Source organism: Shewanella sp. KX20019, assembly GCF_016757755.1.
Lineage (GTDB): Bacteria > Pseudomonadota > Gammaproteobacteria > Enterobacterales > Shewanellaceae > Shewanella.
On sequence record NZ_CP068437.1, the window covers coordinates 4,607,116 to 4,622,514 of the forward strand.

Here is a 15,399-nt window from a genome sequence, read left to right on the forward strand (position 1 = left end):
GATGGATAGGCGTGGTACTCGCTTCTATTTTATGGCTAAACCAAAGTGATGGCCATCTTACGCCTAAGATAAGCAATCTGCTGCATATGCGGCAGATCCTTTGGGCAGTTATCTTGGCAACCCAACAGAGTCATACAGCCAAAGACACCATCTTGATTACCAATCACATGGTAAAAATCTTCAAGCTCACGACCATCTCGGCTATCAAGCTCAAAGCGTGCTAGTTTCATCATGCCTACCGCGCCAACAAAAGTGTCTCGCATCTGCGCTGTAGCACAGGCAGATACACAAACACCACACTCGACACAACGTTCTAGCTCATACAATTTAGCGGCTTCTGCTGGGTCCATCGGCGCTTCTAGGCGATGCACGTCAATGTCATCACTAATTGGATGTAGCCACAGCTTCAAGCGTTCCGCTAACTCACGCATAAACTTACCAGTATTAACCGACAGGTCACCAATCAGTTCAAAGCCTGGTAGCGGCATCAACATAATATCGCCTTTAGGATATTTACTGGTTAGCGTACGGCAAGCCAGCGTTGGAAAACCATTGATCACCACCGCACAGCTACCGCAGATCCCTGCTCGACAAACAAAGTCAAACTGCAGCGAGGTATCTTGTTCTTCACGCAAACGGTTAAGCGCTATAAATACCGTCATACCCGGTGTTTCTTCGAGCTGGTACTTCACCATTTTCGGCTTGTCGCCCGGCTCTTGTGGATCATAGCGGAATATATTAAAGGTTAACATGCGGCCTTTTGTGGCTTGTTGGCTCATTTGGCCTCTCCTGCAACTTGCTGTTGTAACATTTCACTCAAACGTTCATTCTTAGGTGTTAACGCCTCTGGAACCTCGAAAGGCATTAGCGCATTTTGTCTTTCGTGCCGGTCAGCATCATCACCTAGTTGACTCAACACTGCAGTGATCTGCTGCTCGCGTTTTTCGGTATCGGGATGCGCTATCGCATTGTCAATTCCGTAACCACGATAGCCTGGTGGTAGCTCCATCTTCATCACATCAAGCTGTTCATATTCCAGCGTTGGCAATAGCGCTTCTGCATTTGGCCAGCTCGCCAAAGTGCGGTTTAGCCAGTCTTTATCGTTACGCTGCGGAAAATCTTCACGAGCGTGTGCACCGCGGCTCTCAGTACGTGCTGCCGCGCCAGCAGCAACCGTTAGTGCCACTTTCAGCATACGTTTAACCCGTAGTGCTTCTACAAGCTCTGGATTAGCATGGCGCTTTTTACATTTAAGCCCTAACGCATTAGCGCGCTTAAGCAACTCTTGTAGTTCATTAACCGCTTTTTCAAGCTCAGGGCCGTTACGGAAAATGCCCACGTAATCCATCATGATCCGTTGCATCTGCTTTTTCAACTCAAATGGGCTTTCAGTGCCGTCACCGTCAACGAGTTCATCAATTTCGCTTTGCACTTTACCGACAAAGGACTCAACCAAACCAGTATCAATCTCTAAGGTGTTCAGCTGGCAGAAATCAGCAACGTACTTACCAATTATCATGCCGCCAACAACGGTTTCAGCAAGCGAATTACCACCGAGTCGGTTAAAACCGTGCATATCCCAACAAGCAGCCTCACCTACACTAAATAGACCCTTTAACTGCGGGTTCTGCCCTGTTGAATCGGTGCGGATACCACCCATAGAGTAATGCTGAGTTGGCCGTACTGGGATCCAATCTTTAGCGGGATCTATGCCTAAAAAGTTCTCACAGATCTCCTTGACCTCACGCAGGTTAGTTTCTACATGCTTTCGACCAAGCAGAGTAATATCAAGCCACAGGTGCGGCCCATAAGGACTATCTACCCCCTTACCCTTGCGCATATGTTCGGTCATACGGCGTGAGACCACATCACGGGATGCCAGCTCTTTCTTTTCAGGCTCATAATCTGGCATAAAGCGGTGACCATCTTTATCTCGCAATAGGCCGCCATCACCACGACAACCCTCTGTTGTTAAGATCCCAACCGGCACGATGGCGGTTGGGTGGAACTGTACCGCTTCCATGTTACCCAGCTTGGCGACGCCGGTTTCTAACGCAAGTGCTTGACCAATTCCTTCACAGATAATGGCATTGGTAGATACTTCATAAATTCGGCCGTAACCACCAGTGGCAATTGTGGTTGACTTAGCAACGTAAGCACGTAGCTCACCGGTCACTAAACAGCGGGCAACCACGCCATGGCAGCGCTCACCATCATGGATAAGCGATAGCGCTTCCATACGCTCGTGCACCGGTATATCCATCGATATCGCTTTGTTATCGACAGCGTATAATAACGAGTGGCCTGTACCATCTGCGGTATAGCAGGTACGCCATTTCTTAGTTCCACCAAAGTCACGGGCATTAATCAAGCCGTGCGCCGCTTCCGCTTCCTCAATGGTGACCTTCTCAGCGTTAACCACAACTTGCCGTGGTCCTTTAGTTACACGGGTCCAAGGAACGCCCCAGTTCGCTAGCTCACGTACCGCTTTGGGTGCACAATGGGCGAACATACGTGCCACATCTTGATCGCAACCCCAATCCGATCCTTTTACCGTATCCTGGAAATGCACATCTTCATCATCTCCCATACCTTTGACGGTATTGCCCAGACTTGCTTGCATGCCACCTTGCGCTGCCGCCGAATGGGACCGTTTGGCTGGGATAAGTGACAACACAACAGTATCTAGCCCACGCTCTTTAGACGCGATAGCTACTCGTAATCCAGCAAGTCCGGCGCCGATCACTAACGAATCGGTATATATCAGTTTCACACGTGCTCCTTAAGCGGGTGCAGAGTCAGTTTATGGTTATAACGTACAATTTTTTTTACTCAGCTTTGATGGCTGAGCTTCGATTGTTAAGTATTGTGCTAATCCGTTTTTCTACTAAACATTTGCGTAAGGCAAGAACGCCAGCAGTGAAGCAATGCCCACCACGATAAAAATGGCGCTAACAATACTCTTAATCTTTTTCAGTCTGCTACGGCTATTGAGATCTCTAACTGCGCCCCACTTAACGGCAACTCGATAGACACCTATCGCCGCATGTAGCTCAACACAAAACAGTAACGGCAAATACAGCAGCAATACGCCCTGTTGCCAAATTCTATCGGCGCTGCCATGAGGGCCTATCGTTTCCGGTGCAGATCCAATGAGCCACAAATGTACTGGCAGCATTAATAAGATCAACACTCCAGTGACAGCCTGCCAGACCCACAGACGAGTATCGCCGTGGTTAACAATATTGAGTTGCTGCTGCAGCGCCTTTTGCTGACGAAGGTTGAGCGGCATTTTGTGCGCCGCAACCAGTACATGAACCAAAACGATCGCAGCAATAATCACTGCTATGACCGTCACAACCCAAGGGTACCCATGGCCGTCAGCCGATAAAAAACTCAGTTCCATGGTTTTGGCGACCCATGTCATCGCCTGTTCACCCAATAATATCGATGCCACTAATAACAGATGCGTCCACAGAAACACGGCCAGCACGACACCACTTGCACTTTGGCTGATATCAAGCCAGCCACTTAGTTTTTCGCGATTTTTTATTATTCTCATTCGCTTCCCTATTCATGTTGTTGATTTTTCGCTTAACGACATTGATACCAATGTCGCTCACAAATAACTTTTCAACAGTGAGATAGATCAACAAAAAAGTGATTAATCCAGCTGCAGCTAATTTATCTATTAAGGGAATAGAAACAGCTTTTAACTTGGTCGAAAAGCTTCAACGGGTAAGCTCAAATCGCTGCCAATGATTAAGTATGAAATCAAACTAAGAAGGCCAATAACGATGAGATAGATGATCAAGCCTTTAGCCAGCTTACGCAGTCCCGCACGTTTAGTGGTTAAACCCCACTTAACCGCGACGCGGTAGAGCCCTATCATCGCGTGGATCACCACGGCAGGTAGCAGTAGGGCGTATAACAACCACGCATTTTGGTTGTAAACTCTGTCGGCCGAAAGGTGAGGACCAATTTCAGGGTTAGCTATCATAGTAAAGAGATGGACTGGCACCAGGAAGAACAATACAAAACCGGTCACCAACTGCCAGAACCATGCGTGGCTGTCTTTATGGTTAATCACCGACATATGGCGTCTAAGAGCGCGCCACTGTCCTAGTTGAGCAGGAAAACGACGTAATGCCACTGCTGCATGCGCCATCACCACTAGCAACATAAATACTGAAAAAACCTTAGTAACAATCGGGAAGCCATGTCCGGTTGAACTAAACATGCCCCCTTCAAGAAATTGCACTACCGTATAAAATGCCTCTTTCCCCAGCAAGATGCTAGATTCAAAATGCAGATGCGCTAACAGAAAGCAGCCCATCAATACCCCGGTGATGCTTTGTATTTTATCCGCTTTAGCTGATGCGGGGTGTCCGGTTGTGCTTACGTAGGATGCTAACATGGTAGTTATCTTGTTTATCTTGTGCATAGTCGTGGGATTTACACTCTAGCAAGTTGTTAATCACCTCGTTGCAGTAGCATTTTCAATCGTGACCTTGCTCACTCTTTTTTGGGTAGCTATTAGAGTTAGATCACAAACAAAGCATCTAATTAAGAACGGTGGTAATACCTTTTAACCAAATATTTTCAGCAACTTGAATCAACATTTCAAACAGAACAAGCTAGCGAAGGTTTGCTAGAGAAAAGCGGCAATGAGTTAGTGATAAGTCTCTAATTGCGTGGATGAAACAGTGATTAATTACCATAGGGTTCTGCATCTTCAGGTAGATGGGTATACAATACGCCGATATATCTAGCAAACGAGAATTCTCATGCCTTGGATCCAACTAAGAATTGATACCGACGGTCCACACGCAGACACGCTTAGCGATCAGCTGATGGAAGAAGGGTCAATCTCTATTACCTTCGAAGACGGTAAAGACACCCCAATCTATGAACCGACTTTAGGTGAGACACCACTGTGGAATCACACGGTGATCATTGCACTATTTGAGGCAGACCACGATCTAGCTCCTGTAGTTGAGCGTCTGAAGCTGCTGCCTTATCTAGGTGAAAACTTCGGCCACAAGATAGAGCAAGTTGAAGACAAAGATTGGGAACGCGAATGGATGGATAACTTCCACCCAATAAAATTTGGCGACAGATTATGGATCTGCCCAAGCTGGCGAGAGATCCCCGATCCTACTGCAGTCAACGTGATACTCGATCCCGGACTTGCCTTCGGTACAGGTACCCACCCAACGACGGCGCTGTGTTTAGAGTGGCTAGATGGGCTCGACTACCGCAATAAAGAGGTCATCGACTTTGGTTGTGGTTCAGGCATTCTTGCTGTCGCTGCACTCAAACTAGGTGCAGAGCGTGTAACAGGCATCGATATCGATTACCAAGCGATTGACGCGTCTAAAGCCAATGCAGAACGCAATGGTGTACAAGATCGACTTTCACTGTATCTGCCAGAAGACCAACCAACAGATCTAAAAGCTGACATCTTAGTCGCCAACATACTTGCTGGCCCACTACGTGAATTAGCGCCACTAATTGCCGAAAAAGTTAAATCTGGCGGCCAACTTGCTCTTTCTGGCCTGCTAAAAGAGCAAGCTGAAGAAGTTTCAGCATTTTATAGCCAATGGTTCAACATGGACGAGCCTGCTCACAAAGACGACTGGAGTCGCTTGACAGGGATACGCAAATAGCGGTAATACGCGGCGCACTCTGCGCCGCGACAGACTTCGCACCTCACAAAAGTCAAGCAAAAAAGTTGCCCTCAGGTCATTTATTGACCTTTCCACAGGCTTGAAAAAGGCGTACTATAGCGCCCCTTTGACGAGCAAGGTGATTTGATAAATGCAGATTGGACCCTATCGACTGAAAAATCAGCTGATCGTGGCCCCAATGGCAGGTGTCACGGACCAGCCTTTTAGAAATCTTTGTATTCGTTATGGCGCAGCCATGGCGGTTTCTGAGATGCTTTCATCAAATCCTGATGTTTGGGACACAGATAAAAGCCGCTTGCGCATGACACACGCAGGTGAAGACGGGATACGTTCGGTTCAAATAGCAGGTTCAGACCCTGAGTTAATGGCGAATGCCGCCGCTGTGAATGTACAGCAAGGCGCTCAGATCATTGATATCAATATGGGCTGTCCAGCAAAGAAAGTGAATAAGAAGCTAGCAGGCTCAGCCTTGCTGCAAGATCCACAGCTAGTAGAAGAGATTCTAAAAGCCGTAGTAGCAGCAGTTGATGTACCAGTTACGCTAAAAATTCGAACGGGTTGGGTTCCAGAGCACAGGAATGGTGTTCATATCGCCCAGATTGCGGAAGATTGTGGCATTGCTTCGTTAGCCGTTCACGGTAGAACGCGGCAGTGCATGTATAAAGGCGAAGCCGAGTACGACACGATTAAAGCAATTAAAAAACAGATCTCGATACCTGTTGTCGCAAACGGAGATATTTTAACGCCAGAGAAAGCGCGTTTTGTGCTGGATTATACTGGTGTGGATGCTTTGATGATAGGACGGGGCGCTCAAGGACGGCCTTGGATATTTAGGGAGATCCAACATTATCTGGAGACAGGTAATAAGCTAGCGCCCGTTGAGACGGATGAAAAGCGTCAATTGATGCTTGAACACCTTAAAATGCTGTACTCATTGTATGGTGATTATAAGGGCATTCGTTTCGCAAGAAAGCACGTTGGATGGTATCTAAACCAAGAATCACAACGCGCTTTTCGAGCTGAGTTTAATCAGCTCGTGACCGTTGAAGAACAATGTTCCATGGTGGAACACTATTTTGATGAATTTGCAGCAAATTAATAAAGAGCAGAATACGAATGTTTGATCAAACAACTCACACTGAAGTTCACCCACTGACTGTTGGCAAAATTGAAACCGCAAGTGGCGCAATTAAGCCACAGCTATTACGCGATGCCGTAAAACGTGCAGTAACAAACTTTTTCGCTCAAATGGACGGGCAAGAAGCAGAAGAAGTCTATGAAATGGTGTTAAGCGAAGTTGAAGCACCTCTATTAGACATCATCATGCAACACACTCGCGGTAACCAGACTCGTGCTGCAAACATGCTAGGTATCAACCGTGGTACTTTGCGTAAAAAATTGAAAAAATACGGCATGAACTAAGGCTCACGTCTTAAACTGTTGTATTGAAACGGGCTTTCCAGCAATGGAAAGCCCGTTTTTGTTTGTATGCCCCCTCATATGTACCCCCGTTGTCTAGCTGCACTCAATTAAAATAATCAACAACCCCTCTATTGTTTCCCCAAAAATATTTCATGTATCACCTTGCTACTATTTATTAGCGATGCGCAAATTAGTCGCTAGCAATAACTCACTTCGAAGACACTCAATTACTCATTGTGCTCAAAAAAGCTTCTAACCGAGTGATATTCATGCCATATTTTTGTTCTATCTATCATTTTGCAGAGCTAAATAGGGACGTCATTGCGCACATTTGATTTTGACTTGAAAAGCTTACAGGTATTTGTAATTGCAGCTCAAACCGGCAGTATGACTGAAACAGCCAAGCGTTTAGGGCTTACCCAATCTTCAGTATCTCAAACCTTGTCTATGTTGGAAAACAACTTGAAGATAGAGTTATTAGATCGCAGCATGCGGCCGTTAGGTCTCACGATAGCTGGGCGGTATTTCTTCGACCAGTCTAGCCATCTTCTATCCCAAGCAGAGCAAACCCAAAAAGTATTTACCCAAGGCACATTCGAACAACTCCATTTAGTCCGTATTGCTATGGTTGATTCTTTGGCAACTTCCTTAGGCAAGCCGCTGATTGAGGTGGTAAAGAAGCGCACCGAAAACTGGAGCCTAACAACTGGTCGCTCCCATATGCATGCAGATGCACTGGTTTCGCGTCAAGTCGATATTATTATTTCAGATGATGCACTCGAAGACTGTGATGACCTGTGCCGCTACCCAATATTGAGTGAGCCTTTTGTGTTAGTCGCTCCGCTAAATTTTGGCTGGGAACATGGGAAGTTACACTCGATTTCTGACATTGAACGTTTGCTGCAAAGGCTCGACTTTGTGCGCTATACCAATGACTCTCTCATTGGTACCAGCATCGAGAGATATTTAAGACGCGTTGGAATTGAGCCAGCCATGAGATTACAGCTAGATAACACCTTTGCAGTCCTTTCTATGGTGGCCTCTGGTCTAGGCTGGACGATTACAACACCGTTATGCCTGTATCAGAGTGGGATCCCGTTAGAACAAGTAAGCTGTCAACCATTGCCCGCTGACGATGGTTTTAATAGACGATTGACCTTGGTAACACGCAGGCATGAATTGAGCGAGCTTGCTGAGCAGATGGCTGCCGACAGTTGCCAAATCATGTCCCAGAGCTTTCTGCCGGAACTTGAAAAAGATCTGCCTTGGCTGGTATCAGCCATCGATATTGGATAGCCAACGGCATTGGCTTTCTGCTTCAAAAAACTAAAAATCGGGAGTAGTTATTTTCATAGTATTAAAAATATTAATACTACAGCGTTAGTACAAATGATTGTTGTTGTCGTTTAGCCAGGAGGCTATTAGGTTCGGTCAAGGTATTAATTCATAGCGAATTATCCGGGCCATTTCGCAAACCAAGATAAAGGGAAGTGTCATGTCACAAGAATCAAAGCTACAACATGCACCTAAAACAAAAAATAAAAGCATCGAGTATAAAGCCGTTTCCGATGAATACATGAGCCAACGTCAACTCAAAAAAGGAGTTGCAGGCTGGATACTACTCGCCAGTCTAGGGATCTCATATGTGATTTCAGGCGATTTTGCAGGATGGAACTTCGGCCTTGAGCTCGGTGGATTTGGCGGCATGCTTATCGCCACTATGGTGATGGGCTTAATGTATATCTGCCTCGTTCTCAGTTTAGCGGAGATGTCATCTTCACTACCAACTGCCGGCGGTGGGTACAGCTTTGCTAGGCGCACTATGGGGCCCTGGGGCGGATTTCTCACGGGTACCGCAATTTTACTTGAATACGCCATTGCACCAGCTGCTATCGCGATCTTTATTGGCGGTTATGTCAATGAGCTAGTCGGTATTGATGGACCGATTGTTTACGCCGCTTTCTATGTGGTGTTTGTTGGTTTACACCTCTGGGGCGCTGGCGAGGCTCTGAGGATAATGATGGGGATCACCTTGCTTGCCGTGATTGCCATTGGCGTCTTTATGGTCGGTATGGTGCCACATTTTGATTCAGCCAATCTATTTGATATTGCTGCTAACCCCGATGTCGCGGGGTCCAGCAGTTTCCTACCTGAAGGTTATATGGGGATCTGGGCAGCACTGCCATTTGCAATGTGGCTGTTCCTTGCCGTAGAAGGTGTGCCACTGGCCGCAGAAGAAGCGAAAAACCCAGCGAAAGATATGCCTAAGGGGATTATTGCCTCTATGCTGGTCTTAATTGTATTTGCTGCAGCAGTGCTTCTTTTGGTTCCTGGAGGCGCTGGCGCCGAAGCGATGAAAACCCATGGTGCTCCTTTAGTGGGGGCACTGCAGTCTGTTTACGGTCTGGATTCACTTGCCGCCAAATTTGTTAATCTAGTCGGCCTATTTGGCTTAATAGCGAGTTTCTTCTCGATTATTTACGCTTACTCTCGTCAGGTATTTGCTCTATCTCGCGCCGGTTATCTACCGCGCTTTTTGTCGCTTTCAGGAAAACGTAAAGTGCCCGTATGGGCGTTAATCGTTCCCGGCGTATTAGGCTTTCTGTTGTCGCTAACGGGTGAAGGAGACTTGATGATCACCATGGCGGTGTTTGGCGCAACAATCTCCTACGCTATGATGAGTTTATCGCATATTTTACTGCGTAAAAAAGAACCCAGTTTGGAGCGTCCATACAAAACCCCTGGCGGTATTTTTACCTCATCTATTGCGTTAATACTCTCACTTGTTGCACTAGCATCAACCTTTGTCGTCAGCCTGCAAGCTGCCATGTGGTCTGCACTCTTTTATCTAATCATGGTGACTTACTTTGTGCTCTATAGTCGCCATCGATTAGTGGCTTCGGCACCTGAGGAGGAGTTTGACATGATCGCCTCTGCTGAGTCAGAGCTGAATTAGTGTCTATCTTGTTATTCCGACGGAAGCCGGAAAAGGCTGATGGTGAGTCATTTAAATTTGTCCGCCAATATTATCAATAAATTTAGCGACTAAGATTAAAAATATAATAACTGAAATATGATGTCTGACGATGAACAGTAGCGCTAAGCCAAGTTCATCTTATCAAGAGAAGTTAATAAGGAAGCGCGAATATGCAAGCGAGACAAGTTAACAGCATTGCCGATGCCATTGCCATCATCGAAGAACGGGGTTTGTCCCATATTAAGGTCGGTCTATTCGATAATGATGGGGTGATGCGCGGCAAATATATGTCTAAGGCTAAGTTTGTCGCCTCCTTAGAAAAAGGCTTTGCCTTTTGCGATGTGGTACTGGGTTGGGATGTTAAAGATCAGCTGTACGACAATGCCAAATATACCGGTTGGCACACAGGCTACCCCGATGCGCCAGTGAGAATATTACCCCACACCTGCCGTGATGTTGTTGGTGAAGAGGGAATGCTGCTGTTTATCGCTGAGTTTGCCGAAGAAGCAGAAGCAGTTTGCCCACGGGGAACACTAAGACGGGTAATAGAGAAAGCGCAGAGCATGGGCTTTAATCCATTTGCGGCATTGGAGTATGAGTTTTTTCTATTTAAAGAGACGCCACAATCTATCCGCGAAAAGAACTTCCGCAATCTGGAGACGATTACCCCAGACTGGTTCGGCTACTCGATGATCCGTAACTCAGTACACTCTGACCTTTATCAGGACATTTTGTCGATGTCTGAGACCATGGATTTTCCGATTGAAGGGATCCATTCAGAAACGGGTCCAGGAGTCATTGAAGCAGCGATTGCTGTTGATTGTGCAGAGTCCGCCGCCGATAAAGGCGCACTGTTTAAGACCTTTATGAAAGTGTTGGCGCAGAAACGCGACTTGATGGCGACTTTTATGGCGAAGTGGTCCGGTGATTATCCAGGGCAAAGCGGCCATATTCACCTATCACTACAAAACAAAGATGGCACTTCTGCATTTTATGACCCCAGCCAGACTCACTGCATGAGCAAAATACAGCGACACTTTTTGGCAGGTCAACAGGCGTTAATGCCGGAGTTTCTTTGTATGATAGCCCCCACCATTAACAGTTACTCCCGTATGATCCCCGGCTTTTGGGCCCCCACTGATGCTACTTGGGGGGTAGAAAATAGAACGACCGCTCTGCGGGTTATTCCCGGTTCGGCATCATCTCAGCGCGTTGAATATCGATTGGGAGCTGCCGACGCCAACCCTTACCTTGCACTTGCAGCAGCGCTTGCCAGCGGCCTTTATGGCATAGAGCACGAGCTAGAACCAAAAGCACAAGTCAAAGGCAACGCTTATGAGCAAACTCATGACGCTTCACTCGCACTGCCCGCCACATTGTGGGATGCGGCGCAGCGGTTCAAGCAATCAACAGCGGCCAAAAGCTGCTTTGGTGAAACCTTTGTCGAACATTACGCTATTAGTCGCGAATGGGAAGAACGTGAGTTTAGAAAGCACGTGACTGATTGGGAGATGGAGCGTTATTTCGAGATTATTTAGGCCCACAAATCGACTTTATATGATGCAGTCATAGCGAGTTGAGATTGAAAGTGCAGTTGAAAGTGAAATTCAAAGCATTGGAGTTGAGTTATTTATGCAATTACCACCAAAAATAGAGACGCAAGACACCGTATCTCCAATAGATGGCAGTGTGTTTGTTAGCCGTCAGCTCGCCAATGAGCATCAAGTATTGGCCTATGTTGAGCAAGCAGTTGCGGCCTATAATGGTTCCAATAACAGTTGGAAACAGACCCCGCTAGCGCAGCGTAAAGCCTTGTGTCAAAAAGCCATTGAGCAACTATTGAGTCATAAAGATGATATAGCCAAAGAGCTAAGCTGGATGATGGGCCGCCCGATACGTTACGGCGAAGGAGAGCTTGCCGGCGTTGCCGAGCGTAGCGACTATATGGCCAACGTATGTGAGCAAGCCTTAGCGGATATTAATATTGAAGATAAGCCTGGATTTACTCGTTATATAAAACGTGAATCCTTAGGTGTTGTTGTAGTCATCGCCCCGTGGAACTATCCTTTTTTGACCGCGATAAATGCCATTATCCCGGCTTTATTGGCGGGAAATTGCGTGATCCTCAAACACTCAGCGCAAACCCCCTTATGTGCAGAACGCTTATACCAAGCATTTACAGATGCAGGATTACCGGCAGGCGTTTTTCAATATCTGCATATGAGTCACGATAATACCGCCAAGCTTATTGCCAACGAGCAAATCGATTATGTCGCCTTTACTGGCTCGGTTTATGGTGGCGAAATGGTAGAGAAAGCCGCTAGTGGCCGCTTTATTGGTGTCGGTCTAGAGCTTGGTGGCAAAGATCCCGCCTATGTGCGCGAGGATGCTGATATAGACAGCGCTGTTGCAACCTTAGTCGACGGTGCCTTTTTCAATTCAGGCCAATCTTGCTGCGGTATCGAGCGCATCTATGTTCATCACAGTATTTTTGATGAATTTGTCAGTAAGGCCGTGTCCTTAACCAAACAATACCAGCTGGGACGGGCTGATGATCCAACCACCACACTAGGCCCTATGGTGCGCACCTCAGCTGCAGATTTTGTCCGGCAACAGATAGCTGATGCGATTGCTAAAGGTGCCATAGCGCATATAGACGAAACGCTATTTCCCTTGAGTCAACAAGGCACGCCCTATCTTGCCCCTCAAATCCTCACCCAAGTGGATCACTCAATGAGTGTGATGACACAAGAATCATTTGGTCCCGTGGTCGGAATAATGAAAGTCTCAGCAGATGAGCAAGCAATTACCTTGATGAACGACAGTGATTTTGGCTTAACGGCCAGCATTTTCACCCAAGATATCGACCAAGGCATTGCATTAGGCGAGCAATTGCAAACGGGGACTTTTTTCCTCAATCGCTGTGATTACTTAGATCCTGCGTTAGCCTGGACAGGGGTCAAGCAATCTGGACGGGGCTGCACCTTATCTCAATTAGGATTTGAACAGCTAACTCGCCCTAAGTCATTTCATATTAAACATCCTTAACTCAGAACTCGTAAAGGCTAGTTCCAAAAAGGAGTCATCATGGATTTACATGCAAGTTGGAATTTCCCCACGGCAATCACCGTGGGTGCAGGCTGTTTAATGCAGCTGGGGGAGCGCTGCAAATCCCTCAATATGACCAAGGTGTTGTTGATCACCGATCCCGGTTTAGCCGCTCTGCCTATGGTCAAAGAGGCCATTGGATACTGTACAGCTGCTGGGCTTGAAGCTGCTGTTTTTGCTGATATTCAAGGCAATCCAACGGGCAACAATGTTCGCGATGGGGTGCAGTTTTTAAACGCAGGCGATTTTGATGGTGTGGTGGCACTCGGTGGTGGTTCGAGTTTAGATGCTGCTAAAGCCATTGCCATGATAGCCAAGCAAGCAGTCACGCTATGGCAAGCGGAAGATATTGGCAGTAATTGGACCCGTGTCGATGCAAGCTTAATGCTGCCCGTTGTAGCCGTTCCGACCACCGCGGGCACAGGTTCTGAAGTCGGCCGCGCATCGGTCATCACCGATACCGATGGTCAGCACCCAATTAAACGCATTATCTTTCACCCGAACATGCTACCCGCGAGTGTTTTGCTCGACCCGACACTCACCTTAAGTTTGCCAGCTCATATCACCGCGGCAACAGGTTTAGATGCCTTATCCCATAACTTGGAAGCCTATTGCGCGTCTTTTTATCACCCGATGGCAGAGGGCATAGCGATTGAAGGGATACGCTTAGTGAAAGACTATCTACCCAGAGCAGTGTCCAATGGTGAAGACGTTACGGCCAGAACCCAGATGCTAGTAGCCTCAAGCATGGGCGCCACCAGCTTTCAACGAGGGTTAGGCGGCATGCATGCCATCGCGCACTCACTTGGCGCCCTGTATAACAAGCATCATGGATTATTAAATGCGATTTTAATGCCCTACGTGCTGCTCCGAAACCGCAGCGCGATAGAGGAGCGCATCATACGGTTATCCAAATATCTTGAACTTGATGATGCCAGTTTCGATGGTTTTCTAGCTTGGGTGTTAACACTTAGAGCGCAGCTAGATATTCCACACACCTTAGCTGAAATTGGCATAGAGCTAACTGATGAGGTTTTAATTGGCCAAATGGCAGCCAAAAATGCGGCTGCAGCCGGAAACCCCATCATATTAACCGATGTAGAATATTCATTACTGTTTAGCGATGCGGTAAACGGTCGACTGCTAAACACCCTTCCTACCTAAGGATGCTGAATTCAGTGGAATGAAAATAGATTTTGCGACAAGGAGATGTGTGATGAAAATAGGCATTTTACAATGCGATGATGTCACTAGCTCACTGCAAGCTAAACATGGTAATTACCCTATGATGTTTACGCGTCTGTTTGAGGGCTTTGACGCTGAAATGAGCTTTTCAGTGTACCGTGTAATCGATGGTATTTACCCAAGTTCAATGGATGAATGTGACGCCTATATCACCACGGGGAGCCGTTACGGTGTTAATGATGATGAGGCTTGGGTGCGCCAGCTTAAACATTATATTGCTGAACTCTATGCAGCTAAGAAAAAGTTTATTGGGATCTGTTTTGGTCATCAAATGATGGTTAAAGCCTTAGGGGGTCAGGTCATTAAATCTCCAAAAGGTTGGGGGGTTGGCGTGGCAACATCCCAAGTAACTCAGATCAAGCCTTGGATGAATGAAGCTGTGATGGCGATATCCTTGGTCGTGAGCCATCAAGATCAAGTCAGTGAACTGCCCATTGATACCCAGATCATTGCCGCTAGTGATTTTTGCCCCTTTGCTATGATCCAGATAAACGACCACTTTTTAGGTGTCCAAGGACATCCAGAATTTAGCAAGCGTTACTCAAAAGATCTTATGAATGCTCGCCGCGACAGGATCCCCCATCAACGAGTCAAAATCGGTATTGAATCACTGTCGCAGCCAGTTGATGACAAACTCGTGACGCGTTGGATAGTGAACTTTTTGAAATAATAAAGTCTGATTATTTACATGCTAGATCTCAGCATTAACCTTTGTTATTTTTATCGGCCTACACGTCATTTAGTCGGGAGGTGTGGGCCTATTTCGGCACATAAGTGTGTTGGTCGATGTATCCATAATTGCTGCATACAAAGTCTAAGTCTAAATCAAAGTCGTGGCGCTTCGCCCACACCCGAGCAAGAAGGACTGCTCGTCCTATCCTCCTTGCATCCACCATAACGCCCGACGAAGTTACATGCGTTGAGTACAGGCCTCATACTTATGGATAAATCGCTAAC

The 15,399-nt window shown here is 46.8% G+C and carries 13 protein-coding genes; 9 read left to right on the forward strand and 4 right to left on the reverse strand.

Annotation, left to right across the window (positions count from 1 at the left end):
* Nucleotides 1-35 precede the first annotated feature (35 nt).
* The 4 genes from JK628_RS19985 to JK628_RS20000 all read right to left on the reverse strand — a co-directional run bounded on the left by JK628_RS19985 (nucleotide 36) and on the right by JK628_RS20000 (nucleotide 4,417).
* Nucleotides 36-779: a fumarate reductase iron-sulfur subunit gene (locus JK628_RS19985; RefSeq protein ID WP_202286665.1), complete on the reverse strand. Its 744-nt coding sequence runs from the start codon at nucleotides 777-779 to the stop codon at nucleotides 36-38.
* Complete coding sequence (locus JK628_RS19990) at nucleotides 776-2,773, reverse strand: fumarate reductase flavoprotein subunit (RefSeq protein ID WP_202286666.1); 1,998 nt, start codon at nucleotides 2,771-2,773, stop codon at nucleotides 776-778. The genes JK628_RS19985 and JK628_RS19990 overlap by 4 nt, the downstream gene beginning before the upstream one ends.
* Before the next feature lie 114 nt (nucleotides 2,774-2,887).
* Nucleotides 2,888-3,562: a fumarate reductase cytochrome b subunit gene (locus tag JK628_RS19995; RefSeq protein ID WP_202286667.1), complete on the reverse strand. Its 675-nt coding sequence runs from the start codon at nucleotides 3,560-3,562 to the stop codon at nucleotides 2,888-2,890.
* Between the two features lie 150 nt (nucleotides 3,563-3,712).
* On the reverse strand, nucleotides 3,713-4,417 hold the full coding sequence (locus JK628_RS20000; protein ID WP_202286668.1) for a fumarate reductase cytochrome b subunit: 705 nt from the start codon (nucleotides 4,415-4,417) through the stop codon (nucleotides 3,713-3,715).
* Between the two features lie 370 nt (nucleotides 4,418-4,787).
* On the opposite strand from JK628_RS20000, the gene prmA reads away from it, so the two are divergent.
* The 9 genes from prmA (at nucleotide 4,788) to JK628_RS20045 (ending at nucleotide 15,112) form a co-directional block, all read left to right on the forward strand.
* Nucleotides 4,788-5,669 carry a 50S ribosomal protein L11 methyltransferase gene (prmA, locus tag JK628_RS20005; RefSeq protein ID WP_202286669.1) on the forward strand — a complete coding sequence of 294 codons (882 nt, stop codon included), beginning with the start codon at nucleotides 4,788-4,790 and terminating at the stop codon, nucleotides 5,667-5,669.
* A gap of 151 nt (nucleotides 5,670-5,820) precedes the next feature.
* Nucleotides 5,821-6,789: a tRNA dihydrouridine synthase DusB gene (gene dusB, locus JK628_RS20010; RefSeq protein WP_202286670.1), complete on the forward strand. Its 969-nt coding sequence runs from the start codon at nucleotides 5,821-5,823 to the stop codon at nucleotides 6,787-6,789.
* Between the two features lie 17 nt (nucleotides 6,790-6,806).
* Nucleotides 6,807-7,112, forward strand: a complete 306-nt coding sequence (fis, locus tag JK628_RS20015; protein WP_012153658.1) for a DNA-binding transcriptional regulator Fis — start codon at nucleotides 6,807-6,809, stop codon at nucleotides 7,110-7,112.
* A gap of 321 nt (nucleotides 7,113-7,433) precedes the next feature.
* A complete protein-coding gene (locus tag JK628_RS20020) occupies nucleotides 7,434-8,408 on the forward strand; it encodes a LysR family transcriptional regulator (RefSeq protein ID WP_202286671.1) in 975 nt (324 codons plus the stop codon).
* A gap of 199 nt (nucleotides 8,409-8,607) precedes the next feature.
* Nucleotides 8,608-10,068 carry an ethanolamine permease gene (gene eat, locus JK628_RS20025; RefSeq protein WP_202286672.1) on the forward strand — a complete coding sequence of 487 codons (1,461 nt, stop codon included), beginning with the start codon at nucleotides 8,608-8,610 and terminating at the stop codon, nucleotides 10,066-10,068.
* Nucleotides 10,069-10,259: 191 nt separating this feature from the next.
* Nucleotides 10,260-11,627, forward strand: a complete 1,368-nt coding sequence (locus tag JK628_RS20030; protein ID WP_202286673.1) for a glutamine synthetase family protein — start codon at nucleotides 10,260-10,262, stop codon at nucleotides 11,625-11,627.
* Nucleotides 11,628-11,721: 94 nt separating this feature from the next.
* On the forward strand, nucleotides 11,722-13,137 hold the full coding sequence (locus tag JK628_RS20035; protein ID WP_202286674.1) for an aldehyde dehydrogenase family protein: 1,416 nt from the start codon (nucleotides 11,722-11,724) through the stop codon (nucleotides 13,135-13,137).
* Between the two features lie 39 nt (nucleotides 13,138-13,176).
* Nucleotides 13,177-14,361 carry an iron-containing alcohol dehydrogenase gene (locus JK628_RS20040; protein ID WP_202286675.1) on the forward strand — a complete coding sequence of 395 codons (1,185 nt, stop codon included), beginning with the start codon at nucleotides 13,177-13,179 and terminating at the stop codon, nucleotides 14,359-14,361.
* A gap of 52 nt (nucleotides 14,362-14,413) precedes the next feature.
* On the forward strand, nucleotides 14,414-15,112 hold the full coding sequence (locus tag JK628_RS20045; RefSeq protein ID WP_202286676.1) for a glutamine amidotransferase-related protein: 699 nt from the start codon (nucleotides 14,414-14,416) through the stop codon (nucleotides 15,110-15,112).
* Nucleotides 15,113-15,399: the final 287 nt, after the last annotated feature.